Source organism: Streptomyces sp. NBC_01198 (assembly GCF_036010485.1).
GTDB lineage: Bacteria > Actinomycetota > Actinomycetes > Streptomycetales > Streptomycetaceae > Actinacidiphila.
Genome location: NZ_CP108568.1, coordinates 804,578 through 828,316 on the forward strand (window position 1 = coordinate 804,578; position 23,739 = coordinate 828,316).

Annotated in this window: 19 protein-coding genes; 6 read left to right on the forward strand and 13 right to left on the reverse strand. The window is 72.6% G+C overall.

Annotated elements, in window-relative coordinates; translation table 11 throughout:
• Positions 1–55: 55 nt before the first annotated feature.
• On the reverse strand, positions 56–610 hold the full coding sequence (locus OG702_RS03620; protein ID WP_327287415.1) for an SMI1/KNR4 family protein: 555 nt from the start codon (positions 608–610) through the stop codon (positions 56–58).
• 221 nt (positions 611–831) lie between these two features.
• Between OG702_RS03620 and OG702_RS03625 the strand changes: the two genes are divergently transcribed.
• Positions 832–960, forward strand: coding sequence for a hypothetical protein (locus OG702_RS03625; protein WP_327287416.1), 129 nt, complete (start codon positions 832–834; stop codon positions 958–960).
• Positions 961–1,068: 108 nt separating this feature from the next.
• Here the strand turns inward: OG702_RS03625 and OG702_RS03630 are convergent, their stop codons facing one another.
• Positions 1,069–1,428, reverse strand: coding sequence for an ArsR/SmtB family transcription factor (locus OG702_RS03630; RefSeq protein WP_327287417.1), 360 nt, complete (start codon positions 1,426–1,428; stop codon positions 1,069–1,071).
• A gap of 172 nt (positions 1,429–1,600) precedes the next feature.
• Between OG702_RS03630 and OG702_RS03635 the strand changes: the two genes are divergently transcribed.
• Positions 1,601–2,032, forward strand: a complete 432-nt coding sequence (locus OG702_RS03635) for an SRPBCC domain-containing protein (protein ID WP_327287418.1) — start codon at positions 1,601–1,603, stop codon at positions 2,030–2,032.
• 88 nt (positions 2,033–2,120) lie between these two features.
• Here the strand turns inward: OG702_RS03635 and OG702_RS03640 are convergent, their stop codons facing one another.
• Entirely contained in the window at positions 2,121–3,443 is a 1,323-nt protein-coding gene (locus OG702_RS03640) for a helix-turn-helix transcriptional regulator (RefSeq protein WP_327287419.1), read from the reverse strand.
• A 172-nt stretch (positions 3,444–3,615) separates the two neighbouring features.
• On the opposite strand from OG702_RS03640, the gene OG702_RS03645 reads away from it, so the two are divergent.
• Complete coding sequence (locus OG702_RS03645) at positions 3,616–4,530, forward strand: NADP-dependent oxidoreductase (RefSeq protein ID WP_327287420.1); 915 nt, start codon at positions 3,616–3,618, stop codon at positions 4,528–4,530.
• Between the two features lie 105 nt (positions 4,531–4,635).
• Here the strand turns inward: OG702_RS03645 and OG702_RS03650 are convergent, their stop codons facing one another.
• Complete coding sequence (locus OG702_RS03650; protein ID WP_327287421.1) at positions 4,636–6,264, reverse strand: MFS transporter; 1,629 nt, start codon at positions 6,262–6,264, stop codon at positions 4,636–4,638.
• A gap of 266 nt (positions 6,265–6,530) precedes the next feature.
• On the opposite strand from OG702_RS03650, the gene OG702_RS03655 reads away from it, so the two are divergent.
• Together OG702_RS03655 and OG702_RS03660 are read left to right on the forward strand one after the other, a co-directional pair.
• Positions 6,531–8,099, forward strand: a complete 1,569-nt coding sequence (locus OG702_RS03655; RefSeq protein WP_327293071.1) for a flavin monoamine oxidase family protein — start codon at positions 6,531–6,533, stop codon at positions 8,097–8,099.
• A gap of 91 nt (positions 8,100–8,190) precedes the next feature.
• On the forward strand, positions 8,191–10,206 hold the full coding sequence (locus OG702_RS03660) for a SpoIIE family protein phosphatase (RefSeq protein ID WP_327287422.1): 2,016 nt from the start codon (positions 8,191–8,193) through the stop codon (positions 10,204–10,206).
• 90 nt (positions 10,207–10,296) lie between these two features.
• On the opposite strand, the gene OG702_RS03665 is transcribed toward OG702_RS03660, so the two are convergent.
• The 3 genes from OG702_RS03665 to OG702_RS03675 all read right to left on the reverse strand — a co-directional run bounded on the left by OG702_RS03665 (position 10,297) and on the right by OG702_RS03675 (position 13,100).
• Positions 10,297–10,992, reverse strand: a complete 696-nt coding sequence (locus OG702_RS03665) for a type 1 glutamine amidotransferase domain-containing protein (protein WP_327287423.1) — start codon at positions 10,990–10,992, stop codon at positions 10,297–10,299.
• 87 nt (positions 10,993–11,079) lie between these two features.
• Entirely contained in the window at positions 11,080–12,108 is a 1,029-nt protein-coding gene (locus tag OG702_RS03670; RefSeq protein ID WP_327287424.1) for a terpene synthase family protein, read from the reverse strand.
• Positions 12,109–12,131: 23 nt separating this feature from the next.
• The gene (locus OG702_RS03675) at positions 12,132–13,100 is read right to left on the reverse strand and encodes an SDR family NAD(P)-dependent oxidoreductase (protein ID WP_327287425.1); all 969 of its coding nucleotides are present in this window, start codon (positions 13,098–13,100) and stop codon (positions 12,132–12,134) included.
• Between the two features lie 368 nt (positions 13,101–13,468).
• On the opposite strand from OG702_RS03675, the gene OG702_RS03680 reads away from it, so the two are divergent.
• Positions 13,469–15,616 (forward strand): SpoIIE family protein phosphatase, encoded by a 2,148-nt coding sequence (locus tag OG702_RS03680; protein WP_327287426.1) that lies wholly within the window; start codon positions 13,469–13,471, stop codon positions 15,614–15,616.
• A 181-nt stretch (positions 15,617–15,797) separates the two neighbouring features.
• On the opposite strand, the gene OG702_RS03685 is transcribed toward OG702_RS03680, so the two are convergent.
• From OG702_RS03685 to OG702_RS03710, 6 genes are all read right to left on the reverse strand, one after another.
• Positions 15,798–16,730, reverse strand: coding sequence for a M56 family metallopeptidase (locus OG702_RS03685; RefSeq protein ID WP_327287427.1), 933 nt, complete (start codon positions 16,728–16,730; stop codon positions 15,798–15,800).
• Positions 16,727–17,119 carry a BlaI/MecI/CopY family transcriptional regulator gene (locus tag OG702_RS03690; RefSeq protein ID WP_327287428.1) on the reverse strand — a complete coding sequence of 131 codons (393 nt, stop codon included), beginning with the start codon at positions 17,117–17,119 and terminating at the stop codon, positions 16,727–16,729. Before OG702_RS03690 ends, OG702_RS03685 begins: the two co-directional genes overlap by 4 nt.
• Before the next feature lie 159 nt (positions 17,120–17,278).
• Positions 17,279–19,600 (reverse strand): ABC transporter permease, encoded by a 2,322-nt coding sequence (locus OG702_RS03695; protein ID WP_327287429.1) that lies wholly within the window; start codon positions 19,598–19,600, stop codon positions 17,279–17,281.
• Positions 19,597–20,295, reverse strand: a complete 699-nt coding sequence (locus OG702_RS03700) for an ABC transporter ATP-binding protein (RefSeq protein WP_327287430.1) — start codon at positions 20,293–20,295, stop codon at positions 19,597–19,599. The genes OG702_RS03695 and OG702_RS03700 overlap by 4 nt, the downstream gene beginning before the upstream one ends.
• A complete protein-coding gene (locus OG702_RS03705; RefSeq protein WP_327287431.1) occupies positions 20,292–20,816 on the reverse strand; it encodes a PadR family transcriptional regulator in 525 nt (174 codons plus the stop codon). Before OG702_RS03705 ends, OG702_RS03700 begins: the two co-directional genes overlap by 4 nt.
• A 168-nt stretch (positions 20,817–20,984) precedes the next feature.
• Complete coding sequence (locus OG702_RS03710; RefSeq protein WP_327287432.1) at positions 20,985–23,738, reverse strand: bifunctional YncE family protein/alkaline phosphatase family protein; 2,754 nt, start codon at positions 23,736–23,738, stop codon at positions 20,985–20,987.
• Position 23,739: the final 1 nt, after the last annotated feature.

The following is a 23,739-nucleotide window of genomic DNA, read 5'->3' on the forward strand; positions in this document are numbered from 1 at the left end:
GCTTCCTCCCGGGGAAAGATGCGCAACGCTGCTCCGCCGCTCTCGGCCCAGCGAGTCAACGTAGCAGCCCACCGGTGTCCGGCCTGCGAGGGGGTACCGCGGCGCCGGCGGGCGGGGTGAGTTCGCAGGAGAGGATCGGGGAGTCGATCTCCCCGCCGAGCAGGCCGGCGAGGAAGGCGGTCGCGCTGAGGGGGTAGGTCTCCCACTCGTTGGCGTCGCCGTTGAGGACCATGACCGGCCATTCCTCGGGCTCGGCGCCCGGCCGGACCAGCCAGTTGAGGGTGTCGGCGTCCTGCGTGCGGGCCCACACGACGAGGGTGGCGCCCTCCTCGATCTCCTCCGGGGCCTCCCCGTTCATCTCCCAGACGTCCTCGAGTTCGTCGAAGTAGCCGCTGTTCAGGGCGATCAGGCCCGGACCGCTCCCCGCGCCCTCGGGTGCGCGCAGCCGCACGTGGCCGGCGAACTCGCGGGGCCCGTAGGTGTCGACGAGTTCGCGGTAGTCGGCGGGCAGGGCGCTTCCGAGGCGTCGCTCGGCGTCGGCCCAGTCGGTCGGGGCCGTCCTGCCGGGCGGCGGGACCAGGCGGGTCAGCCGCTCCAGCGGTGTGGTCATCCGGTCGGCCCTTCTTCCGGCGCCGGGTCGGGGGCCAGCATGGCACAGCCTTGAGCGTCACTCCCGGTCCGCTGTTCGGCGATCCGGACAACGGCCTTGGCTGGATGTGGAGTTCGCGGGTAGACGGTCGTCGAGGCGGCATATCCGCCGGTACCCGCGCGGAGTTGGCGTTATCCGCTGTGAAGGGGCGCGGCTCCGCCCAGAGACATCGTGAGGTCGAGATGCAGGATCGAATGGAGTTGGCCTACCAGGGGTGGCCTACCGAGAGCCCGCTGTGGGCTCTGATGACCGTCCTGGTGATCGTCTTCGCGCTCGCGGCCATCGTCAGGCTGCTGCGCGACAAGCACTGACCCGTACGCGGACGGCCGAGCCGGCCCGCCACGTGCCCTCGTCGGCCTGCCCGGCACGGCGGCGATCCGCTGGGCCGTGTCTGACAGATCCCGCCTGGTGCGCGGCGCCTACCGCGTATCGTCTTCGGCCGCCTCGGCCAGGCGTTTGAGGGTGGCCAGGCGGCGGTCCCATTCCGCCGCGAGAGCGGACATCCACTGCGCCGTCGCGTCCAGGGCCGCGGTCCGCAGCGCGTACCGCACTTCGCGGCCGACCCGGCTGCCGAGGACCAGGCCGGCGGCGTCAAGGACGGCGAGGTGTTTGACGACCGCCTGGCGCGAGATGGGCAGCCCCTCCGCGAGGCTCGTCGCGGTGGCGTGACCCCGTTCTGCCAGCAGATCCAGCAGGTGTCGCCGCGTCGGATCGGCCAGCGCGGCGAGAACGCTGTCGACCGCCTCGTCGCCGTGCGGGCTGCGGGGTTCGTCCGTCACGCGGAGGCTCCTTCACTGTCGCCGTATTGCACGCAACTACAGGGTTGCACATTGCTCCCGCCAGGTGCAACCTGGAAGTTGCATACGAGCGCCCGCGCAACCGCTTGGTTGCGAATAAAGGCCTTACGTGCAACTCTTGGGTTGCAGACATCGACAGTGAGGACCGACCGCCATGCAGGACAGTATTGAGCGCAGCATCGTGATCGCGGCACCGATCGAACGCGTCTGGGAGCTCGTCACCGAGCCCGGCTGGTGGGTGCCGAGCGACACGCCCGTGCAGGGCGACCGAACGCCGGGCGGTGTGACGGTGCGGGAGTCCGAGAAGTGGGGCCGTTTCCCGGTCGAGTTGGTCGAGTTGCGGCCGATGACCTACGCGGCCTTCCACTGGGCCAGCACCTTCCCGGGCGCGGAACTGGCCCCGGGGCGCACCACGCTCGTCGAGTTCGCCGTGACCGACACCGGGCAGGGCGTACGCGTCGCGGTCACCGAGAGCGGCTTCTCCGCGCTGGAGGCCGCCGACGACGTCAAGGCCGACGGCATCGCGTCGAACTCCGACGGCTGGACCGGGCAGCTCTCCCACCTCCGCGACGAGGCGCAGGCCTGACGGGTCCTGGCAGGCGGGCGACGACGCCCCCGGTCATGAGTGGCCGAGCAGCCCTCGGCGGCGTCCTCTGACGGCCCCGCCACCGGCCTCAGCGCGACGCGGCCGAGTGGAAGAGCGCCGCCGCCTCGCCCCGCGAGCCGACCCCGAGCTTGGCGAGGATGTTCGCGACGTGGAACTTCACGGTGGACTCGCCGATGTGCAGCTCCTGCGCGATCGTCCTGTTGCGGTGGCCGAGCGCCAGATGCTCGAGCACCTCGATTTCCCGTGTCCCCAGATCCGCCAGCGGGTCGGCGCCGGGCGCCCGGTCCGGCGAGGCGGCGGGCATGGGCCCGGGGATCCTCTTGGCGGCGGCCTCGGACAGTCCCAGCGGGAACGTCAGCTTGGTGGTCATCCCCCAGCCCGGCACCGCGTCCAGCGCGAAGGAGCCGCCCTGGGCCTCGACCCGCTGGGCGATCTGGCCGGCCCGGAGGTCGTCGTGCGGCACACCGGGGCCGTCGTCCCGCACGGTCGCGACGAGCTCGGTGAGCCCGAGCTCCCAGCCGACCCTGATCCGCCGGACCTCGCCCTGCCGCAGCGCCGCCAGGACGGCGGCGCGCACGGAGACCCTGGCGGCGTGCGCGGTCGCCGACGTGAGCGGCCGGTCGTTCGCGGGCGGATCCAGTTCCAGCCGCACGGCGCTGTGGCCGAGCAGCGTCTTCAGCGACTCGGCGAGGTGGCCGAAGGCCTGTCCGGCCGGCTCCTCCCACACCGGTGACGTGCCCCGCTGGGAGTCGTTGCGCAGGCCGATGAGCGCGTTGACGGCCAGGTCGACGGCGGTGGAGCGGGCGGTGGCGTTGTCCAGCCGATGGCTGCGCAGGACTCCGAGGATCCCGGAGAGCGCCGTCGCGTGGGCCTCGCCGAGTTCGGCGACGGCATGGGACCTGGCCTGTGCGACCGCCCGGGACTGCGCCAGGGTGCTCGGCGCGGCATCCGTGACCAGCCGCTCCAGGTGAGTGGTGAAAAGGTCCACCAGCGCCTGCACGGTCAGCAGGACGTCCGCCGCGAGCGGGGTGTCCGCGTCGAGGACCATGACCAGGCCGGCCCCCCGGGGCGTCAGATCGCTCGCCACGACCAGGACCGGCCGCGTGGCACCAGCGAGGTCCGCGGTGCCCTGCCAGGGGTGGCCAGGGGTGACCTGGGCGACGAGCGCGCCCAGCACCACGGCGGTGAGCGTGCCGGTCAGTTCGGCGTCACCCTCGGTGGCGACGGGGGACGACGCGCACTGGGTCGCCAGGAGGGCGACCGCCCGGTGCGGCACCTCGTCGGCCAGGGCCGCGGAGATATGGGCGGCCATCTGTGACGGCGGGGCGTTCATGATGTGCGCGGCTGTGACCAGCGCTGACGACGGCTGTGCGAATCCGGCGTAGTCCACGCGGTCAAGACTACGACCGGCGTCGCCCGGCGGGCCCCGCCCTTCGGAGGGGTGCGAACCGTCCGAAAGACCGGCGGGATCGCCGCACGCACGGCCGACCATGGGAGCACGGAAGGTGACCGGCACCGTCTCGGGCCGGTCCGATGTCTGTGTTTCCCGCTGGAGGCTGACCATGCAGGCGATAGTTTTCGAGGAGTTCGGCGGGCCCGAGGTGCTGCGGTTCACGGCGGTCGAGGAGCCCCATCCGGGCCCCGGCGAGGTGCGCGTCGCGATACGGGCGATCGGCGTCAACCCCATGGAGTTCAAGGTGCGTCGCGGCTGGTTCGAGGCCTTCGTGCCCACCGTGCTGCCGTCCGTGCCGGGTGTCGAGGCCGCCGGGGTGGTCGACGAGGTCGGTGCGGGCGTCACCGCCTTCGCCGTCGGGGACGAGGTGGTGGGCTGGGTCAAGGGCGGTTCCTACGCCCAGTACGCCATCGCCGACAACGTCGTCCTCAAGCCCGCGGGACTCAGCTGGGAGCAGGCCGTCGCGCTCCCGGTGGCAGGCGAGACCGCGGATCGGGTGCTGCGCGAGCTGGATGTCGAGAAGGGCGAGACCCTGCTGATCCACGGCGCCGCGGGCGCGGTGGGCACGCTCGCCGTACAGCTGGCCGTGGCGCGCGGCGTGACCGTGGTCGGCACGGCCTCCGCCGCCAACCACGCCTACCTGCGGGAGCTGGGAGCCGTCCCGGTGACCTATGCCGAGGGTCTGGTCGAGCGGGTGCGGCAGGCCGCACCCGCCGGGGTGGACGCGGTCTTCGACGCCGCGGGCTTCGGGGCGCTGCCCGACTCGATCGAGCTGCGGGGCGGCACCGGCCGGATCGTCACCGTCGCCGACGTGGCGGCGCAGGGGCTCGGCGTGGCCCTCTCCCTCGGCGCGAGCACCACGCCGGGCGAGGTCGCCGACGTCGTCGGCGAGCAACTGCGCGGCCTCGCGGACGGCACGCTGCGGGTGCGCATCGACGAGGTGCTCCCGCTGGCCGAGGCAGCGAAGGCCCAGGACAGGAGCGAAGGCGGCCACGCCCGCGGCAAGCTGGTTCTGGTGCCCTGAGGACCCGCACCCGCCGAGAGCAGCGCCACAAGGTCCGGGTGGCCGGAAGCCCCCGAGGGGGCCGGCCTGGAGTTCCGCTCCGGGTCCACGGGCGACGCGGGACGGTCAGGGGGGCGGCTGGGCGAAGTCCTTGGTGCGGATCGTCGCGAAGGACACCACGCTCGCGACGAGCGCGATGATCGCACCGACCAGGAAGAGCTCGTTGAGGCCCGAGGTGAAGGCCGCGGCGGTGAGTCTCCTGAGCGGGGCGCGGACCTCGGCCGGGAGCGAGTCGAGGGTCTGGGTGACGGTGCCGGACTCGACGGCGGTGGAGATCCGCGGGCCGAGCCCGCTGACCTGGGGGACGGCGCCGATGTGGTCGGTCACGTAGGCCTTGACCTTGCTGGAGAACAGCGTGCCGAGCAGGGCGATGCCGGTGGCGATCCCGATCTGCCGGAATGTCGAGTTGATGCCGGAGGCCATGCCGGCGTGCTCCGGCTGGACGACACCGACGGCCGTCGACGCCAGCGGCGGGTTGACCAGGCCCAGACCGGCGCCGGACATGATCAGGCCGGGGATCAGGTGGGTCCACTCGCTAGTGGCGCTGAGACCGCGCATCCACAGCAGCCCGCCGCCGACAAGGAGCAGGCCGGGCCCGATCAGGAACCGCACCGGCATCCGCGAGGAGAGCCGTCCGGACACCGCCGACATCACCAGCAGGCCGGCGGAGATGAGCAGCAGCCGCACCCCCGCGCCCAGGGCGCTGAACCCGAGCACGTCCTGGAGGTAGAGCACGAGGTAGAGGAGCAGCGAGAGGAGTGAGGCGCTGAGGGCGAAGGCGGCGACCAGGCCGCCGGTGAAGGTCGGCTTCCGGAACAGGGACAGGTCGAACATCGCCTGGCGGCTGCGCAGTTCGACCGCCACGAAGGCGGCCATCAGCACGACCGCACCGGCCAGGCAGCCGATGACGGTGGGGTCGGAGAAGGTTTCGTGGCTCGACTGGATCAGCGCGTAGACCAGGCTGGACAGGGCGAGGGTGAAGAGGACGAAGCCGGGCCAGTCGGGGCGGCGGGCGGCGGGAAGCTGGGAGTCGGCGACCTTTCGCAGGGTGATCGCGACGGCGAGCGCGCCGACGGGCAGGTTGACGTAGAAGATCCACTCCCAGGACAGGCCCGTCGTGAGCACACCGCCGAGCAGCGGTCCGACCGCCACCGCCAAGCCGGTGATGGTGCCCCAGACCCCGAAGGCGATACCGCGGTCCTTGCCGCGGAAGGCGTCCGCCAGCAGGGCGAGCGACACCGAGAACATGATGGCGCCGCCGATCCCCTGCAGCCCCCGGGACAGTTGCAGCATCAGCGAGTCGTGGGCGAGCCCGCACAGCAGCGAGGCGAGGCTGAAGACGGTCAGGCCGATCACGTAGAGCCTTCTGCGGCCGTACATGTCGGCGAGGCTGCCCGCGGTCAGCAGCAGCGCGGCCAGCGTCAGGGAGTAGGCGTCGACGACCCACTGCAGGTCGGAGAAGCTGGCGTGCAGCGAGCGCTGGATGTCGGGCAGCGCCACGTTCACGATGGTGATGTCCAGCAGGAGCATGAAGGTCCCCAGGCACACCGCGGTCAGCGTCCACCACTTGTTCGGCGCGGGCGGGGTGCGGCGGCCCGCCGGCGGACGACCGCGGCGCCCCGGCGCGGAGGGGCCGGTCGGGCCGGCCCGGTGCGCCCCGCCGGGTTCGGGCACGTCGGGTTCGGTCCCAGGCATGCTCACTCCGCTCCTCCTCGGCCTGACGGTTCTCCCCGTCCCAGCGACTATCTCCTCCGGACGGCTCCGTTCGTTCCTCCGCCGTGCGGCCAGCCGGGTGGATCTCGACGCCGCGCCCTGCGCGCCAGGCGCCCTGCGCACGACGGGGTCGGCCGTCGGCCCGGCGCTGTAAGGTCCCGGCACCGACCGAGAGGGGCACCGGGATGACACCGCTCAACCGCCGCGATTTCCTCCGTTCCGTCGGGGCGACCGCGGGTGCGGGCACCATGTTCGCGACCATGGGGGCGCTGGGCCTGGCGCCCACCGCCGCGGCGGCGGCCCGGGACCGGGAGTACCGGGCGCCCTGGCCGGGCGACTTCACCCTCACCGGCAGGACGGCGGCCGACGTCGTCGTGCTCGGCGGCGGGGTGGCCGGACTGACCGCCGCGTACGAACTCGGCAAGGCGGGCTATCGGTGCACGGTCCTGGAGGCCGGTGACCCGACCGGCGGCCGGAACTTCACCGTTCGCGGCGGCGACACCGTCACCGACCTGCTCGGCTTCCGCCAGACCGCCCGCTTCGCCCCCGGCCAGTACATGAACGCCGGCCCCGCGCGGATGGCCCAGTGGATGATCAGCATGGACTACTGCCGCGAACTCGGCGTGCCCGTCGAGGTGTTCACCAACACCAACGCGGACGCCTACATCTACAACGAGTCCGCGGGCATGACCGAGGCGATGCGCTACCGCACGGCCAAGGCCGACATGCTCGGCTACGTCAGCGAGGTCCTGGCCAAGGCCACCGACAGCGGCGCCCTGGACCAGGAGTTGACCGCCGACGACCGCGAGCGCCTGGTCGAGTTCCTCGCGGACTACGGCGCCCTCGGCTCGGGGTACGACTACTCCGGCAGCTCCCGCCGCGGCTTCTCCGTCTACCCTGGCGCGCCGGGCACCCCCGGGGTGCCCTACGGGGACCTGCCCTCCGCGTCGGAGATCCTCGCCACCGGTGTCGGCCGCTACTTCTCCTTCGAGTCCGAGTTCGACCAGGCGATGCCGATGTTCCAGCCGGTGGGCGGCATGGACGCGATACCCGAGGCGCTCACCCGGGCCGTCGGCGCCGGCAGGATCCGTACCGGGTGTGTCGTCACCGGGATCACCGACGGGGCCGGCGGGGTCACCGTCACCTACACGCGGGACGGCCGCACCCACCGCGTGGAGTCCGACTACTGCGTGGCCGCCATGCCGCCGAACCTCCTCGCCGGGGTGCGGCACAACCTCGGCGCCGCGGTGCAGTCCGCGCTCGGCAGCTTCAACCCCTTCTCCGCCGGCAAGATCGGCCTGGAGTACGTCTCGCGCTGGTGGGAGAGCGACCACCGCGTCTACGGCGGCATCACGGAGACCGACCTGGACGTCAACCAGATCTGGCACCCCTCGCACGGTTACCACGGCGAACGCGGCGTCCTCATGGGCTACTACACCCTGGACGCCGGCGCCGACGAGTACGCCCGGCTCAGCCCCGGTCGACGCGAGCAGCGCGCCGTCGCCGCAGGTGTGAAGATCTACGGTGCCAAATACCGCACCGAGCTTGCCTCGTCCTTCTCCGTCCACTGGCGGCAGTTCCCCCACCAGGAGGCGGCCTGGCACACCTCGCTGGAAAGCCCCGACGCGGCCCGCTACAGACCGCTCACCGAGCCGACCGGGCGGGTGTACTTCGCGGGCGACTGGCTGAGCTACATGGATGCCTGGCAGCACGGGGCCTTCGCCTCGGCGCGCAAGGCCGTCACCGCCCTCCACCAGCGAGTCCTCGGTGGCGCGGGCAGCGCGGGAGCGGCGGCGTCCCTGCGGGGCGCCCCATAGTGTGCGAGCCTGGCGGGGAGAGGAGTTCCCTGTTCAGGCAGGTCTTCCGCGATGCAGTCGACGACCCTGTGCGATCCTGGGGGAGCAGACGGTGAACAGCCCGTTCGAACTGGTGGCTGTGATCAGCGATGCCGGCACCGTGGTGCGCTGGACGCAGGCCGCAGAGCGCCTGTGGGACCGCCCGGCTGCCGAGGCGGTGGGCCGTCCCTCCGGCGGGCTGCTGGCGGCCGGGGGCGAGGACGGGCCGGCGGGTCCGCCGAGCGGGTCAGGGCCGTGGTCAGGGCCGGTACAGCTCACGCAGCCAGGCGGCCGCCGGCAGACCGTGGATCTCCGGGTGACCCCCTTCTCCGTCGGTGAGGCCGGCGGGGACTGGTGCGTGTGGGAGGCCGCCGCGACCGGCCCGCTTCCGCGCTCCGGCCTGGACACGGAGGCGCTGCGGACGCTGTTCGGGCACGCGCCGATGGGTGTGGCGGTGTGGGGACTCGACCTGCGCTGCACCTGGCACAACGAGGCGATCGTCGGCATGGACTTCATTCCCGGCGGTCCGCGCGTGGGGTCCCGGCTCACGGAGTTGTTGCCGGCGGGGCGCGGGGACGGCCTTGAGGCCGCGATGCGGCGCCTCCTGGAACGCGGGGCGCCGTCGGTGGACCTGATGTGGATGCTGCCCAGGTCGGACGACAACCCCGACCCGTCGCTGTCGCTGTCCCTCTTCCGCGTCGATGACCCGGAGGGCCGGGCAAAGGGCCTGTGCCTGATGGTCGAGGACATCCGCGAGAGCTGGTCCCACCAGCGGTTCGGGCTCCTCATCGAGGCCGGGACCCGGATCGGGACCACCCTGGACGTCATGATCACCGCGCAGGAGCTGGCGGACACGGTGGTGCCGACGCTCGCGGACTTCGTCACGGTCGAACTCGCCGACTCCGTCATGCCCGACCAGGAGCCGCTGGAACGCCTGGAGTCCACGGACGCGAGCATCCCCGCCTTCTACCGTGGCGGGATGGCCTCGGTCCACCCCGACGTCCCCGAGGCCCTCTGGCAGCGCGGGATGCCGGTCTTCGTTCCCCCCTCGTCTCCTTACACCGAGGTGCGGGACACCCTGCAGTCCCACTTCGAGCCGGTGCTCGACACCTCTCCGGGGACCTGGCGCGACAACGACCCGAACCGGGCCAGAGTCGTCAGGAAGTTCGGGATGCACTCGCTGATGGTCGTGCCGCTCCAGGCCCGCGGGCACGTGCTGGGCATCATCACCTTCGTCCGCTCCCGCAACCCGGTGTCCTTCAGCAGGGTCGACCTCTTTCTCGCCGAGGGGCTGGCGGCCCGCGCCTCGCTGAGCCTGGACAACGCCCGCCGCTACAGCCGCGAGCACACCGCGGCGCTCGCCCTGCAGCGCGACCTGCTGCCGCACATCCTGCGCAGCGGCGACGCGGTCGAGGTGGCCTCGCGCTATCTGCCCGCCGACAAGTACGGGGGTGTCGGCGGCGATTGGTTCGACGTGATCCCGATGTCCCACGACCGGGTCGCCCTGGTCGTCGGCGATGTCGTCGGCCACGGCATCAACGCGGCGGCGACCATGGGCCGGCTCCGCATGGTGCTGAACACCCTGACCAACCTGGAACTGCCCCCGGCCGAGGTGCTCGCCCGGCTGGACGAGCTCGTCGTCGGTCTGGCCCGGGACCGGCCCGAGGAGGAGCTGACCTCACCCAGCGTGGGGGCGACCTGCGTCTACGTGGTCTACGACCCCGCGACCCGCTCCGCCACCATGGCCAGCGCGGGGCACCCGCCGCCGGCCATCGTCACCCCCGACGGGACCGTCGAATTCGTCGGGCTGCCGCCCGGGGCACCGATCGGCGTCGGACTCGGCGACTTCCGCTCCGCGGAGACCCAGCTGGCGGAGGGAAGCCTGATCGCGCTGTACACCGACGGCCTGGTCGAGACCCGCGAAGCCGACATCGACCAGGGACTGGAACGGCTGCGCGGCGCGCTCGCCCGTCCGGCGGCGCGGCTGGAGGACCTCTGCACGGCGGTCGTCGACACCATGCTGGCCGGCGGCCGGTCCGAGGACGACGTCGCCCTGCTCCTCGCCCGTACGCTCCCGCTCGCACGCTGAGCCGCCGACGGGCGCCGTTGGGCGCTGTTCCATGAGCAGCGCCCGGCCGGGGACGTCCGGCCGCCCTCCCTTCCGGGGCCGGTGGAGTTCTCAGGCCAGGATCTTCAGCAGCCGCTCCCCCAGGATCGCGGCGGAGTGCGGGTTCTGCCCGGTGACGAGGTTGCGGTCCTCCACCATGTACGGCTCCCATATCGGCCCGCGGCTGTAGTCGACGCCGACCTTCTCCTTCAGCTCGTCCTCCAGCAGCCAGGGCGCCCGCGAGGCAAGCCCGACGCCCTCCTCCTCCTCGTTGGTGAAGCCGGTGACCTTGTAGCCCTTGAAGGGCGACACACCGTGGATCCGGGTGGCCAGCAACGACGCCGGCGCGTGGCACACGATTGCGAGCGGGTTGCCCGATTCGAGCTGTGCAGTCAGCAGCCGGCCCGCGTCGGCGTCGTACGCCAGATCCGACATGGGGCCGTGCCCGCCGGGCAGGTAGACCGCGTCGTAGTCCTCAAGGCGCACGTCGGACAGCTTGAGCGGCCGGCGCATCACCTCCGCGTCCCGTATGACGGCTTCCAGGTCGAGCGCTCCCTGCTCACCGCCCGCCATGGACGGGCGCAGGCTCATCATGTCGACGTTCGGGGTCACGCCGCCTGGAGTCGCGACGACCACCTCGTGGCCGGCGTCCGTGAGCAGCTTGTAGGGGTTGGCGAATTCCTCGGCCCAGTAGCCGGTCGCATACCGGGAACCGTCCTTGAGAACCCAGTAGGTCGCTCCGCTGACGATGAAAAGGATCTTCGACATCGACCCTTCGCCTCCTCATCCGCATGCAGGACATATCACCCAACCAGCCTAAATCGACACCGCACCGTCGCGCGCGCCCAGCAAGGTCTAGGTCGGCCGGGCGTCCGGGCCGGTGTGCAGCACCTCGTCGAAGTAGCCGGGGCCGGAGGGCGGGACGACCTGCGGGGCGGTGCGGTAGCGCAGGGTCTCGGTCTGCCATGCGTGGTAGCCGCTCATCCAGGCGGCCATGAGGCGGGTGTAACTGTCGACCGTGCTCCGCTGCCGGTCGGACAGGTCGAGCCGGGCGCACATGTCCGGGACCTGGCCGGCGAGCTCCAGGAACCGCCGCACGCGCCGGTGCACCTGCTGGCGGGCGGCGGCGACGGCTTCGTCGCGGGTGCAGCGACGGGTGTGTTCGATGACCAGGACGATGTTGTCCATGTCGCCGCGTGCTTCTTCCTTCTCCAGGGAGTACACGTCGTTGCACATCAGGGTGACGTCGATGGCGGCCCGGCGCATGATGCGCAGTTGGGGGCTGTGGAAGGCGACGGCGGGGACGGTGATACCGGCGGCGTGCTCACCGAGGGAGAGGGGCAGGTCGGTGCCCGCGGTGCCGCGCCGGACCTGGAGGTAGCTCTGCATGTCGGCGGGGGTGGCACGGAGGCGGCCTATCGCCTCGTGGGCCTGGGCGGCGAAGTAGTACTCCCACTCGTGCGCGGTCCGTGCGGTCCAGGCGGGGTGGGTGTCGCGGGTGCTGCGGGCCCAGATGTCGGCGAACGCGCGCGAGCAGGGATCGGCGCCGGATCGCGGCGGGATGCCGTGGACGATGTCGATCAGGTCCTGGCACGCGCGGGCGGCCCTGGCGGGATCCCGCCCGAGGGGACCGTCGAACTGGTCGTCGAAGATGAAGAAGAAGGCCATCGCGTCCGCGCACAGGTCCAGGGCGGCCCCGCGGGCGTACGGGTAGCCGAGAGCGGCCAGGCGTGGCATGTCCCAGGACGCGTACCAGGCGAGGGAACGGTCGCCGTCCACCAGGCCCGTCCGGCGCACCCACTGCAGATTGCGCCGGCGGGCGCCGTCGAGGTCGGGGCTGGCCCCCGCGGCAGGGGGCAGGTCGAAGTGGATGTCCTGCGGCACCGGATCCTCCCGTGGTCGGTTCCTTACGCGGGGGAGGCCGGGGTGGACAGGTCGAGGGCGAGCGGCTCGGTGCCGCCGACCCCCAGCCGGGCCATCGAGTAGGCCATGGAGGCGCTCACGCTCTGCGGGGTCCTGAACCCCTCGGTGCTCCGGATACGCGGGAAGTGCTCGTGGACCGACTCCGGTGTCGGGTCGCCCGCCGACAGCGCGCCTTCGGTGGCGGCCAGGAAGATCCGCCCGGTCCTGCGGCCGGCGGCGTGCAGGAGCTCCCCCGTGCAGGGCACGCCCTCGTGGGCCAGGAACGCCACCACGGGCGCGACGTGCCGGGCGGGGAAGAGCGAGGTGAGGGTCGCGGCCAGCTGGTCGTCGCCCTCGACGGCCTCCAGGGACATCCGGGTGGCTGCGACGGGCACGACCGCGTTCACCGTGATGCCGAGCGAGGCGCCTTCGGCCGCCAGCGAGGTGGTCAGGCCGAGCACCGCCCCTTTGCCCGCCGCGTAGACGCTGAGCCCGGTGTCGCCGAACAGCGCCTCGGAACACGTGTTGACGATCCGCCCGTATCCCGCCGCGGCCATGTGCGGCCACACCGCGCGCAGCATGTTCAAGGTGCCGCCCAGGTGGGTGTCGAGCACGCGCCGGCACTCCTCGTCGGAGAGCTCCTGCAACGGCCGCAGGACCGAGATCCCCGCGTTGTTGACCAGGACGTCCAGCCGCCCCCAGCGCTCCAGCGCCACCGCGGCCAGCTCCCGCGCGGCAGCCGCGCCGGTGACGTCGTGAACATCCGCGACGGCCTCGCCACCGCCCGCCCGTATCTCCTCGGCCACCGCGTGCGCGGGCGACGGCGAGGCGCCGCGGCCGTCGATCCCGGTCCCGACGTCGTTGACGACCACCCTGGCGCCGCGCGCCGCCAGCAGCAGCGCGTACTCCCGGCCGAGGCCCCGGCCGGCCCCCGTCACCACTGCCACCCGGCCGTCGAAACGCAGCGGATCCACCGCTCCCACCACCTCTCAGCGGCTGTGCGCCGCCAGATCGGGGGGAGGCGTGCGCGCCGCTGACCCGGACAGCTGTCAACGGCCGCCCGGGCCGCCGGTGTTGCGCGGCACCGGACGTCCCCCGTATCGCTCATCCTGCCCGGCCGCCACCGCGCCGGACAGGGTACGCGGGCATCGAGCGGACGCATGCGGGCACGCACGCATCGCCCCGAACGCTCCGGAACGCGCCGGTGCGCATGGGCCGTGTCTGGCAGAGCGAAGCCCACGCCGTCCTGGGCGGCGCGGTCGGGCAGCGGCGGCCGGTTGGGATCGCAGATCATTATCATGGGACGATATTGGGCAAATCGGTCGAGCGAACCGTGAGGCAGGTGGACGTGCGCGGGAACGAGGGCAGCGCCGCAGCGGAGGAGGCCGCCACACGTCTCGACCAGTTGCTCGACCGCGCCTTTCGGGACGCGGGTGCGCACATCGGGGCCACGTATCTCCTGGTCCCCGAGCAGCAGGTGCTGCAGCTGACCACGGCCGTCGGGGCGCCCGTCAGGCTCGCGCTGCCGTGGGTCCGGCAGGCGCTGGCGGCGCCCGCGGCGGTGCCCGAGGCGGTACGGACGCGAGAGCCGGTATGGCTGTCCGACCAGCTGGACCTGGCCCGCCGATTCCCGCGGGCCGCGCTCGCCTTCCCTTACTCCGTCGCCTTCTATGCCGTTCCCCTGGTGGCCGGCGGGACCTGCTGGGGCGCACTGGTCCTGATGTGGCCCGGCGGCCGCCCGGAGGGCCTGTCGGCGAGCGAGGAGGCGCGGATCGGTGCCGCAGCCGAGCGGATGGCCGAGGTGTTGCGGGACGCCGCCGCCGCCGAGGAACCGGTGCGCCCGAGGGACCAGCCACTGATCCTGGAGACGCCGCTCCCCCGGGGCGCCGATCCCCTCTCCGCGTTCGTCGGGCGCTTCACCGAGGGCCTGCTCGCGCTCGACCTGCGCGGCAGGATGACCTTCCTCACCGACCGTGCCGCCGCACTGCTCGGCCGCGACCGCGCCGAACTGCAGGGCGCAGAGCTCTGGGACGCGCTGCCCTGGCTGGACGATCCGGCCTACGAGAACGCTTTCGTCTCCGCGATCTTCAGCCGCCGGACCACCGGCTTCACCGCCCGCCGGCCGGACCGCGGCTGGCTGTCGTTCGCCCTCTACCCGGACGCCACCGGCATCAGCGTACGCATCACGCCGACCGAGGCCCCCGACGGCGGGCAGGGCCGGCTCGCGGAGGCGCCCCCGACCACTCCCGCCCGGGCAGGCGCGCTCTTCCAGCTCCTGCACCTGGCGTCCGCGCTCACCGAGGCCGCGGGCGTCAGCGACGTGGCCGACTCGGTCATGGCGCAGATGCGGCCGGTGCTGAACGCCGCGGGACTGGCCCTCATGGTCGCCGACGAGGGGCGGCTGCGGGTGGTGGGCTCGTGCGGTTTCCCGCCGGAGATGCCGGAGCACTTCAACGGCCTGCCGCTGGCCGCGCAGACCGAGGGCATCCGGACCATCGAGACCGGTGTCGCGAGTTTCCACCCCACCACCGCCGGGCTGACACGCGCGTACCCGCAGCACGAGCACTACCGGCAGATGGGCGCCTTCGCGTTCCTGCCGCTGACCGTCTCCGGCGACTCCTTCGGCTGCCTGGTGCTCGGCTACGACAGCCCGCGGCCCTTCGCGACGGACGAGCGGGCCGAACTCACCTCGCTGGCCGGGATGATCGCCCAGGCACTGGAGCGCGCCCGCCTCTACGACGCCAACGCGCGGGTGGCCCGCGGCCTCCAGGACGGGCTGCTGCCGCGCCACCTGCCCGAGATCCCCGGCCTGGAGGTCGCCGCGCGATACCTCCCGGCCACGCACGCCCTGGAGGTGGGCGGCGACTTCTACGACCTGATCGAGCTCGGCTCGCAGACCGCCGTGGCGGTGATCGGCGACGTGCAGGGGCACAGCATCCAGGCGGCCGCCCTGATGGGCCAGATCCGTACCGCCGTGCACAGCCACGCCAGGACGGGGGTGCCGCCCGAGGAGGTCCTCACCCACGCCAACCAGCTGCTGCTTGAGCTGAACAGTCCGCTGTTCTGCAGCTGCCTCTGCGTCCACGTCGACGTGGCGGCGCACCGCGTCGTGCTGGCCTCCGCCGGCCACCCCCCACCCCTGCTCCGCCACCCCTCCGGCCGGACGGAGGTGCTCGACCTGCCCCCGGGGATGCTGCTCGGAGTGCAGGAGGACGTCCGCTTCGAGAGCATCGAGGTGCCGCTGCCGCCCGGTGCGGTGCTGGCCCTCTACACCGACGGGCTGGTGGAGCGGCCGGGCATCGACCTGTCGCTGTCGATCGGCCAGCTGGCCGACCGGCTCACCGAGGCCGAGGAGGGGTCGCTGGAGACGCTCGCCGACCTGGTCGTCAAGCGCTCCCAGGAGACGGTGGTGGCGCGCAGCAGCGACGACATCGCCCTGCTGCTGGTGGCGTGCGGCACCGCCGCGGCCGCGGTGGGGCCGTGCCGGTAGACCGGTCGGCGCCGGGAGAAGGCGGCCGGGCAGGCACGAGGCCGGCACGGCGGCCGGGTTCGCCGCGCCAGTCGTGGTCGGGCACCTTCTCGGCGGCGCACCGGCCACCGTGTGCGGGCCGCGGCGTCGTCACCCGGGCGGACGGCGGGAAGGCCGCCCGCCGGGCGGAGGGTGCGGGCGGCTAGCCCTCCGCCATTTCCATCAGCCCGTGGATGTCGTCGATGGCGACCAGGGTGGCCGCCCAGCACACCACGATCCCGGCGGCGACGAGCGCCCAGGCGATCCGCTGCCGGGCAGGGGGCCGCAGCAGGAAGTCGACCCTGCGGCCGACGTCGGTCCGCGCGCCGCCCAGGCTTCCGGCCGGCGCCGGACGGGCCGCCGCGGACGCCAGCGCGGCCGCCGCCAGCGCGCGGGCGACGGTCCCGCGGTCGCCCACCTCGGCCGCCGCGCTCTCGTCGGCCCACCGCTCGACCGCCAGGTCGATGGCGCGGGAAACCGGCCGCAGCAACGGGTTGGCGGCCGCCGCCAGCCGCCCCAACTGGACATACCGATGGTGGTGGTGCCGCAGATGCGAGGCCTCGTGCGCCAGCAGCGCACGCCGCTGGGCCGCCGACAGCGCTTTCAGCATGCCGGTGGACACCACGATGCGGCGGTGGCGGCCCGGCACGGTGTGGGCGATGGCGGCGTCGTCATGGACGATGCTCATACCGCCGCTGAGCCGCGGCAGTGACGCGGCGGCCGCCGACGCCCGGCGGGCGCCGCGGACGACCCGCACCAGGTGGACGGCCGCCGAGGCCAGCAGCAGCGCCGCGACCACGCCGCCGGCAGCGCCCACCGCGGGAGGCACCGGGACGAGGGCGCGCAGCGCGCTCGGCGACCAGTGGGACAGGCCGGACAGGCCGGGCGCCTCGGCCAGCGCTATCACCGCCGCCAGGCAGAGCAGCAGTCCGGTGCTCAGCGACACCGACAGGGCGAGGCAGGTCAGCAGCACCGCCGCGGCGGAAGGTGCCAGCCGGGCGCCGGCACGATGGGCGTGCCGGGCGCTCGACGCACCGAGGACGAACGGCACGGCGGCCAGGACGAGGACGGGCCAGTGCGTCCCGGTGGCCGTCACGGCCGGTCTCCGGACTCCGGCTCCTCCAGTAGCGCCCGCAGCACGCTCTCGGTCTCCTGGTCCAGGGCGCCGACGAAGCGGGCCAGCACGCTCGTACGGTCCGCGCCGGCCTTCAGCAGCATGTGCATCCGGTGGGCGGTGACGCTCGCCTCGGCGTCGGCGGCCCCCTCGCCGGCCAGCCGGTAGGCGAAGGCCCGCCCCTGGGGGGAGCGCTGGAGTGCCTGCTTGGCGTACAGCCGGGACAACGCGGTCAGCACGGTGTTGTAGGCCAGACCGCCGCCCAGTTCGGCCTGCACCTGCGACGCGGTCATCGGGGCGCCCGACGCCGCGAGACAGGCGATCACCTCACGTTCCAGGCCACCGGGCGACCGGCCCTGCCTCGCACTCATCGCACCCTTCCGCTGTCCGCCGCCGCCGCGTCCCACCAGGCGCGGCGCGCTCCTCCGAGGAGTGTGTCAGACCCCTCCGTGCTGATCGGCACGGGCCGCAAGCACGCAGGCCGTCGGTCCGCCGGGCGTGGCTCCGGCGGGCCGACGGCCTGTGCGCCGCTACTCGTTGCGCGCCGTCTCCGGCCCGGTGATCCGTCCGAGCAGCGGCATCGTGGAGGCGATGAGCCCCAGCGAAGCCGCGAGCCCGGCGAGCACGATCAGGTAGTACGGGAGGCCGGGCGCCCGGATCGAGTAGCCGAACTGCGCCTGCACGAAGAGCTGGGCGGCCAGGAAGCCCGTCCCGACGGCCACCGCCGAGACCACCAGGAGCGGCACCGCGCTCTCCAGCAGCACCACCCTGCGCAGCACTCCGAGCTGGGTGCCCGCCAACCGCAGCAGGCTGAAGGGACGTTTGCGGTCGCGCAGGCTCCCCGCCACGCTCACCGCGAGGCTGCAGCCGGCGATCGGGAACGTGACCAGGACGACCACGTCGGACAGCTGCTGGTATCCGGCCAGTTCGGCGTTCCGGTCGGCGTGGTCCTCGCGGAGGGTCCACGGGACGTCCTGGTCGGGGTAGGAGTTCGCGAGGATGGTGCGGGCCCGCTCGACCGCCGACGCCGACCCGTCGGTGGCCACGACGATGTGCTGGACCGGCAGGCGTTCGAGCCGCTGCGCGGAGATGGCGGCGGCAGGCCATGAGGCCGGCCAGGGTGTCTGGTCATAGGCACCGAAGAAGCCGTAGTCCTCGGGGACCGACGCGGATGTCGCCCCCGGTGCGCACGCGCTGTGCGCCGGCATGCCGGCCAGCTCCGCGCACACGGCCAGACCCGCCGGCGGCAGCGGCGGGGCCCCGGGTGGCGGTGGCGGGCCGCCCATGGTCCCGACCGGGTCCTTGGTGTCCAGCGGGTTCGTGTGGATCGACAGCACCGCGTCGACGCCCGCCACGGAACGCAGTTCGGCGAGCGCGGCCGCCGGGATCGGCGGCACGCTGCCGATCCACCTGCCGGAGGACCGGTCGACCCCGCGGACGTAGTCGGCGACCACGACGCCGGCCACCGCTCGCGGGCCCTTCGGGATGTCGCGCTCGGCGTTCAGCGCCCCGATGATCCCGACCGCCGCGCTGGTGACGCACAGGGCCAGGACGAGGCCGCTGACCGCGCGGAAGCCGGCCTTCGGATCGTCGGCCAGCCGCCGACCGGCCACGAGCAGCGCGGGACGGCTGGTGACCCGGGCCAGGGCCCGGGCTCCGGCCATGGTCAGCCAGGGGCCGGCGACGACGAGCCCGGACAGGACCAGCAGCATGCCGGGGACGAAGGCCCAGATCTGGCCGTTCGTGCTCTCCGGCACCCGGCCGATGACGTAGGAGAGTTCGGCGATGCCGGCGACCAGGGGGATCACCCGGTAGGCCCGTGGCGGTCGCGGTGTGAGGCGCCGGCTGACGCCGAGCGGGGAGATCTGGACCCGGCGCAGCGCGACCCGGGCGGCGATCGCGGCCACGACCGGCACGCCCAGGGCGACGAGCAGGATGTCCGCGGGCCTGAGGGTGAGATCGGCGGTGAAGAACCGCGTACGCGTGAGGTTCACCGCCGCCAACTGCGCACGGAGCGCGGAGAAGAGCGCGAAGCCGGCCGCGGTGCCGATGACGGCGGCGACCGCCGACTCGACGGTCGAGAGCAGGGTGATCTGCCGGGGCGTGGCGCCCACCAGCCGCATCGCGGCGAAGCGCTGCTCGCGGCGGGCGGCCGCCAGCCGGGTGGCGGTGCCGATGAGGATGAGCACCGGGAAGATCAGGGCGGTGCCCGCGATCGACAGGATGAGCTTGGTGCCCCTGTTGTCGATGCCCGCCCTGACGGTGCAGTTGCTGCCGTTGCACCCGCTGGGGGTGACGGTGGTGATCGAGGTGACCCGGGCGGCGTCGGGGTTCTTCGCCAACTCGCCGGGAGTGTGGCCGATGACGATGACCGGCGAGTCGGGCCCGGGCAGGGCCGCGGAGCCGACGGTCCCGACCTGGTGGCCCGGGTAGCGGTCGGCGAGTTCGGCGGCCGGCGTGGCGCGGAGGATCCTGCCCATGGCGGGCGAGGCGTAGAACTCGCCGGGGCCGGGGAGGCGGGAGAGTCCCGGCGGCACCGGGGAGTTCGGGCCGGTCGCGGCGACGTCGACGCGGCCGATGGTCCTGCCCTCGAAGCGGTCCGCCCGGAGCAGCCACCACAGCGGGTCCTGGTGCGCCGTCGCGGCGGACGGGCCGCCCACCGGGCCCGAACTCGTGCCGGTGCCGGTGTTCAGCCAGGCGGTGCGGGCGTTCTGCGTCGCGGTGGCGTTGACGGCCGCCAGGATGCTCAACAGCAGGCCGACGCCGAGAGCGGTGGCCGCGGCGATGACGGCCAGGCGGGCGGCGGCCTCCCGGCCACCGGTCACGGTGAGGCGCAGGCCGAGGCGGATCACGAGGTCAGCCGTTCGACGTAGAGCGGTGTCACCCTGCCGTCGCGGACGACGGCTTCGCGTTTCGCGTAGGCGGCCACCCGCGGCTCGTGGGTGACCAGGACGACGGTGGTGCCTTCGGCACGGACGGACTCGACCAGCAGGTCCATCACGTGCTCGCCGGTCAGCGAGTCCAACGACCCGGTCGGCTCGTCGGCGAAGAGCACCCTGGGGCGGGAGGCCAGCGCGCGGGCCAGGGCGACCCGCTGTGCCTGCCCGCCGGACAGTTCACCGGACCTGCGTCCTTCCAGGCCGTCCAGGCCGAGCCGCCCGAACCACGACCGCGCCTCGGCCATCGCGCTCGCCCTGCGGGACTTGGCCAGCAGCAGCGGGAGGGCGACGTTCTCCTCGGCGGTCAGCTCGGGGACGAGCTGGCCGAACTGGAAGACGAAGCCGAAGCGGTCCCGGCGCAGCGCGCTGCGTTCGGGCTCGCCCCGGGTGTCCAGGCGGCTGCCGTCGAACCAGATCTCGCCCTCGTCCGGCACGAGGATCCCCGCGAGGCAGTGCAGCAGCGTGGACTTGCCGGAGCCGCTGGGCCCGGTGACCGCGAGGATCTCCCCGGCGCGCACGCAGAGGGTCGCGCCCTGGAGCGCGGGAGTCTGCCCGAACGACAGCACGGCGCCTCGCGCCTCCACCAGGAAGCCGTCCTCGGGGCTCATCCCCGCACCTCCGTCGTCAGGGCGGCGAGCCGCGCCACGGTCAGGTCCATCCACCGCAGGTCGGCCTCCAGGTGGAAGACGCCGTGATCGGCGAGCAGCGAGTCGATCGTGCCCCCGCTCCTGCGTACTTCGGTCAGCTCGCGCATCCGCTCCATGTGGGAGCTGCGCTGGATGTCCAGGTACACACGGGGGTCCCGGTCCAGCAGCACCGCCAGCACGACCTTGGTGAACAGCACTGCCTGCAGGTGCGGTTCACCGGCGACCGGCTCGGTCAGCCAGGCCTCGACCTGGGTGACCCCCAGCTCGGTGATCACGTAGCGCTTGCGGTCCGGCCCCGCGCCTGGCTCGGTCCCGCCGACCTCGACCTTCCCGTCGCGGGCGAGGCGCGCCAGGGTCGAGTAGACCTGCCCGGCGGGCAGCGGCTTGCCGCGGCTGAAGTAGGCGTCGTAGTCGCGCTTGAGGTCGTAGCCATGGCTCGATTCCCGCTCGAGGAGGCCGAGGAGCGCCAGAGGAACAGTCATAACTCAGTATCTACACTCAGTATCTACTCGACGTCAACAGCTCCGGCCCGCAAGCCGGTTGGCCCCCGGTCCGCAGGTGCCGTCGCGGGCACGCGTTGCCGCAGCACGCAGCAGGGGCCCCTGGCCGGCGGTGACGCCGGCCAGGGGCCCCTGCTGCGGTCGGGCTGGTCAGTCGTCGTTCTCCGACGACGGGATGTAGGCGCCGGGCACGTCGTTCGGCGCGTAGATCCTGGTCTCGCCGGGGTAGGGCACGGCCCAGTTGTGCGTCTGATACCAGGTCAGGTGGTTCATCTGCGCGGGGTTGGCGTAGTCGGGGACGGCGGTGGGCCCGGTGAGTCGCTGCTGCGACTTCCAGGTGGTCCACTTCGCCGCGACGTCCGCGGCGGCCGCCGGCACCTTCGTCGCGGGTACAGCCGCCGCGGCCGGGTCCTGCGGTGCGGGGGTGTCCAGGCCGCAGGAGGGCGGGGCGGACACGCCGTCGGTCAGCGAGGTCCGGTTGGCCAGCGCGTTGAAGGGCTTGAGGTCGGCCTTCTTGGTGAACGCCCCGGCCATCGGGGTGGCCGCGCTGTCCTTCTGGTTCATCGGCTGGATACCGAGGATCTGCTCGATGGTGCGGATCATGGTGATCTGCGAGTAGTAGTGGTCGTCGACCGCGCCGCGCTGGGCGTAGGGGCTGATGATCTGGATCGGCGCACGGTGGCCGTCGACGTGGTCAAGACCCGCCTGGGAGTCGTCCTCGACGACGAAGATCGCGGAGTCCTTCCAGTACGAGCTGTGCGAGATCTCGTCGACCATCTTGCCGACCGCGAGGTCGTTGTCCGCGACCTGCGCGGTTGGGCTCGCCGGACCGCCGGTGTGATCGCTGGAGAGCCAGAACATGTTCAGGTTCGCCGGCCCGTTCTTCTCGAAGTCCTGCTTCCAGATCTGCTCCCGGTAGACGTCCGGGACGCTGGTGTCGAACTTCGGGAAGCCGGGCACCGACACGTCGTTGAGCGACGGGATCGGCGAGGAGGAGTCCAGTGGGTAGGCCGTGCCCTGGCCGGTCGCCTCCATGTTCTTCGCGTCGCAGTACAGGTTCTGCCAGCTCGCGTCCGCGGGCTTGGTGAGGAACTGCTGGAACTCACCGAAGTCCCGCACGGTCTTGCCCGCGGCCTGCGCACCGGTCCACAGGAAGCCGCTCTTCTGGTGGCCCAGGGCGTCGTCCTCGGTGTCGTAACTGCGCAGGTACTCGCCGGCCGAGGATTCGGTGTACTCCGGATTGTCGGCCTGCATCAGCCAGTTGTGGCCCTCGGCGGAGTTGGTGCCGATGTCGTAGGTGTTGTCGTACAGGCCGAACTGCTCGGCCAGCGCGTGCTGGTTCGGCGTGACGTTCTCGCCGAACTGCGTGAGCGTGGGGTCGCCGTTGCCCTGCGGGAGGTCGCCGAGTACCTGGTCGTAGGTGCGGTTCTCCTTGACGATCAGGAAGACGTGCTTGATCGTCGACGGGTCGCCGAGCCGTACCGGCACCGGCACCGGCTTCGCCTTGCTCTTGCCCTTGGCCTCCTTGACCGAGCCGTCGGTCCAGCCGTTCTGCTTGAAGACCTTGTCCGTCTCGGACTTGACCGTCCTGTCGCTGGGCAGGGTGAACTGCTGCAGGCTGGAGGTCGTGTCGTGGGTGCCGTGCCCGGCGCCGGTGGCCGGGCGGCGGGCGTCGACACCCCGGGTGTTGGAGACGACCACCTGCTTGCCGACCGTGGTGATCTCGGCCGGGAAGTAGTCGGTCGGCAGCAGGCCGACGTAACTGACCGGCTCCTGGGGTGTCGTGTAGCGGTAGACCGCGACCGCGTTGGCGCGGCCGAGGGTCACCAGCAGGTGACCGTCGTCGGTGAGGGTCACCGCGTTCGGCTCGTAGCCCACCGTCGCCTCGGGCCACGGCCGGGTGGCGATGGTCTGCACGACCTTGTCGTTCGCGGTCTTGATCACCGACACGTCGTTGGTGGCGGTGTTGGTGACGAACACCGCGCCCTTGGTGACGTACAGGGCGGTGGGATGCAGGCCGACGTCGATGCTCGTCGGGGCGGCCGCCGGCTTGGCCAGGTTGATGACGCTGACCGTGCCGGTGGTGGTGGCGCCGGTCACCGGGTCAGCCGGCACCTGGGTGTTGTAGGAGTTGATGGTGGTCTCGCCGGGCCTGGCGGGACGCCCGCCCTCGTTGCTGACGTAGAGCTTGTCGCCGACCCTGACGATGCCGCGCGGGGCGTTGCCCACGGTCCAGCTCTGCTGGACCGTCCCGGTCGACGTGTTGATGGCGACCACCCGGTTCTGGCCGTTGACCGCCGCGTAGACAGTGGCGCCGTCGGCCGAGAACACCGCGCCGGCCACCAGGGCGTGCTTGGCGCCGTCAGCCGGGATCGGGACGGTCACCGGGCTGGTGAGCGTGCCGTCCGCGGCGACGGTGAACTTGGTGTAGCCGTCGGTCTGCCCCAGCCAGAGCTGTGTGCCGTCGGGCGAGTAGGTCGGGCCCTCCTGCCCGACGGCGGCGCTCTTGATGCGCAGGGTGTCAGCCGCGTTCGTGCCGATCTTCTGCTTCACCTGGCCGGTCTTGAGGTCCATGATGACCAGCGCGGCGTCACCGTCGGTGACCGCGGCCGCGAGCGTGCTGCCGTCCGGGCTGACAGTGGAGGACATGATCTTGCCGTCGTTGATGACCGTGCGGCTGCCGTACGGGTCGATGTACTGGTCGTCTGAGACGACCTGGCCCTTGGGGGTGACCTGGCCGACCTGCTGGGTGCCGAACTGCTGCGTCGAGGCGACGGCGGTGCCTGTGACGCCGAGGGCGACCGTGATACATGCCGTGACCAGTGCGCTCCGGCGGCCGACGCGTCGGCCGAGAAGGCTGATCTGCGCCTTCTCGCTGCTCCGGCGCTGCCGTGTTACCTGCATT

Excerpts from the sequence above, each read along its gene's own strand:
- OG702_RS03665 (WP_327287423.1), bottom strand. The coding sequence starts at position 10,992 with ATGTCGAAGATCCTTTTCATCGTCAGCGGAGCGACCTACTGGGTTCTC.
- OG702_RS03700 (WP_327287430.1), bottom strand. The coding sequence starts at position 20,295 with ATGAGCCCCGAGGACGGCTTCCTGGTGGAGGCGCGAGGCGCCGTGCTG.
- OG702_RS03655 (WP_327293071.1), top strand. The coding sequence starts at position 6,531 with ATGTTCGCGACCATGGGGGCGCTGGGCCTGGCGCCCACCGCCGCGGCG.
- OG702_RS03645 (WP_327287420.1), top strand. The coding sequence starts at position 3,616 with ATGCAGGCGATAGTTTTCGAGGAGTTCGGCGGGCCCGAGGTGCTGCGG.
- OG702_RS03635 (WP_327287418.1), top strand. The coding sequence starts at position 1,601 with ATGCAGGACAGTATTGAGCGCAGCATCGTGATCGCGGCACCGATCGAA.
- OG702_RS03710 (WP_327287432.1), bottom strand. The coding sequence starts at position 23,738 with ATGCAGGTAACACGGCAGCGCCGGAGCAGCGAGAAGGCGCAGATCAGC.
- OG702_RS03650 (WP_327287421.1), bottom strand. The coding sequence starts at position 6,264 with ATGCCTGGGACCGAACCCGACGTGCCCGAACCCGGCGGGGCGCACCGG.
- OG702_RS03705 (WP_327287431.1), bottom strand. The coding sequence starts at position 20,816 with ATGACTGTTCCTCTGGCGCTCCTCGGCCTCCTCGAGCGGGAATCGAGC.
- OG702_RS03690 (WP_327287428.1), bottom strand. The coding sequence starts at position 17,119 with ATGAGTGCGAGGCAGGGCCGGTCGCCCGGTGGCCTGGAACGTGAGGTG.
- OG702_RS03620 (WP_327287415.1), bottom strand. The coding sequence starts at position 610 with ATGACCACACCGCTGGAGCGGCTGACCCGCCTGGTCCCGCCGCCCGGC.
- OG702_RS03625 (WP_327287416.1), top strand. The coding sequence starts at position 832 with ATGCAGGATCGAATGGAGTTGGCCTACCAGGGGTGGCCTACCGAGAGC.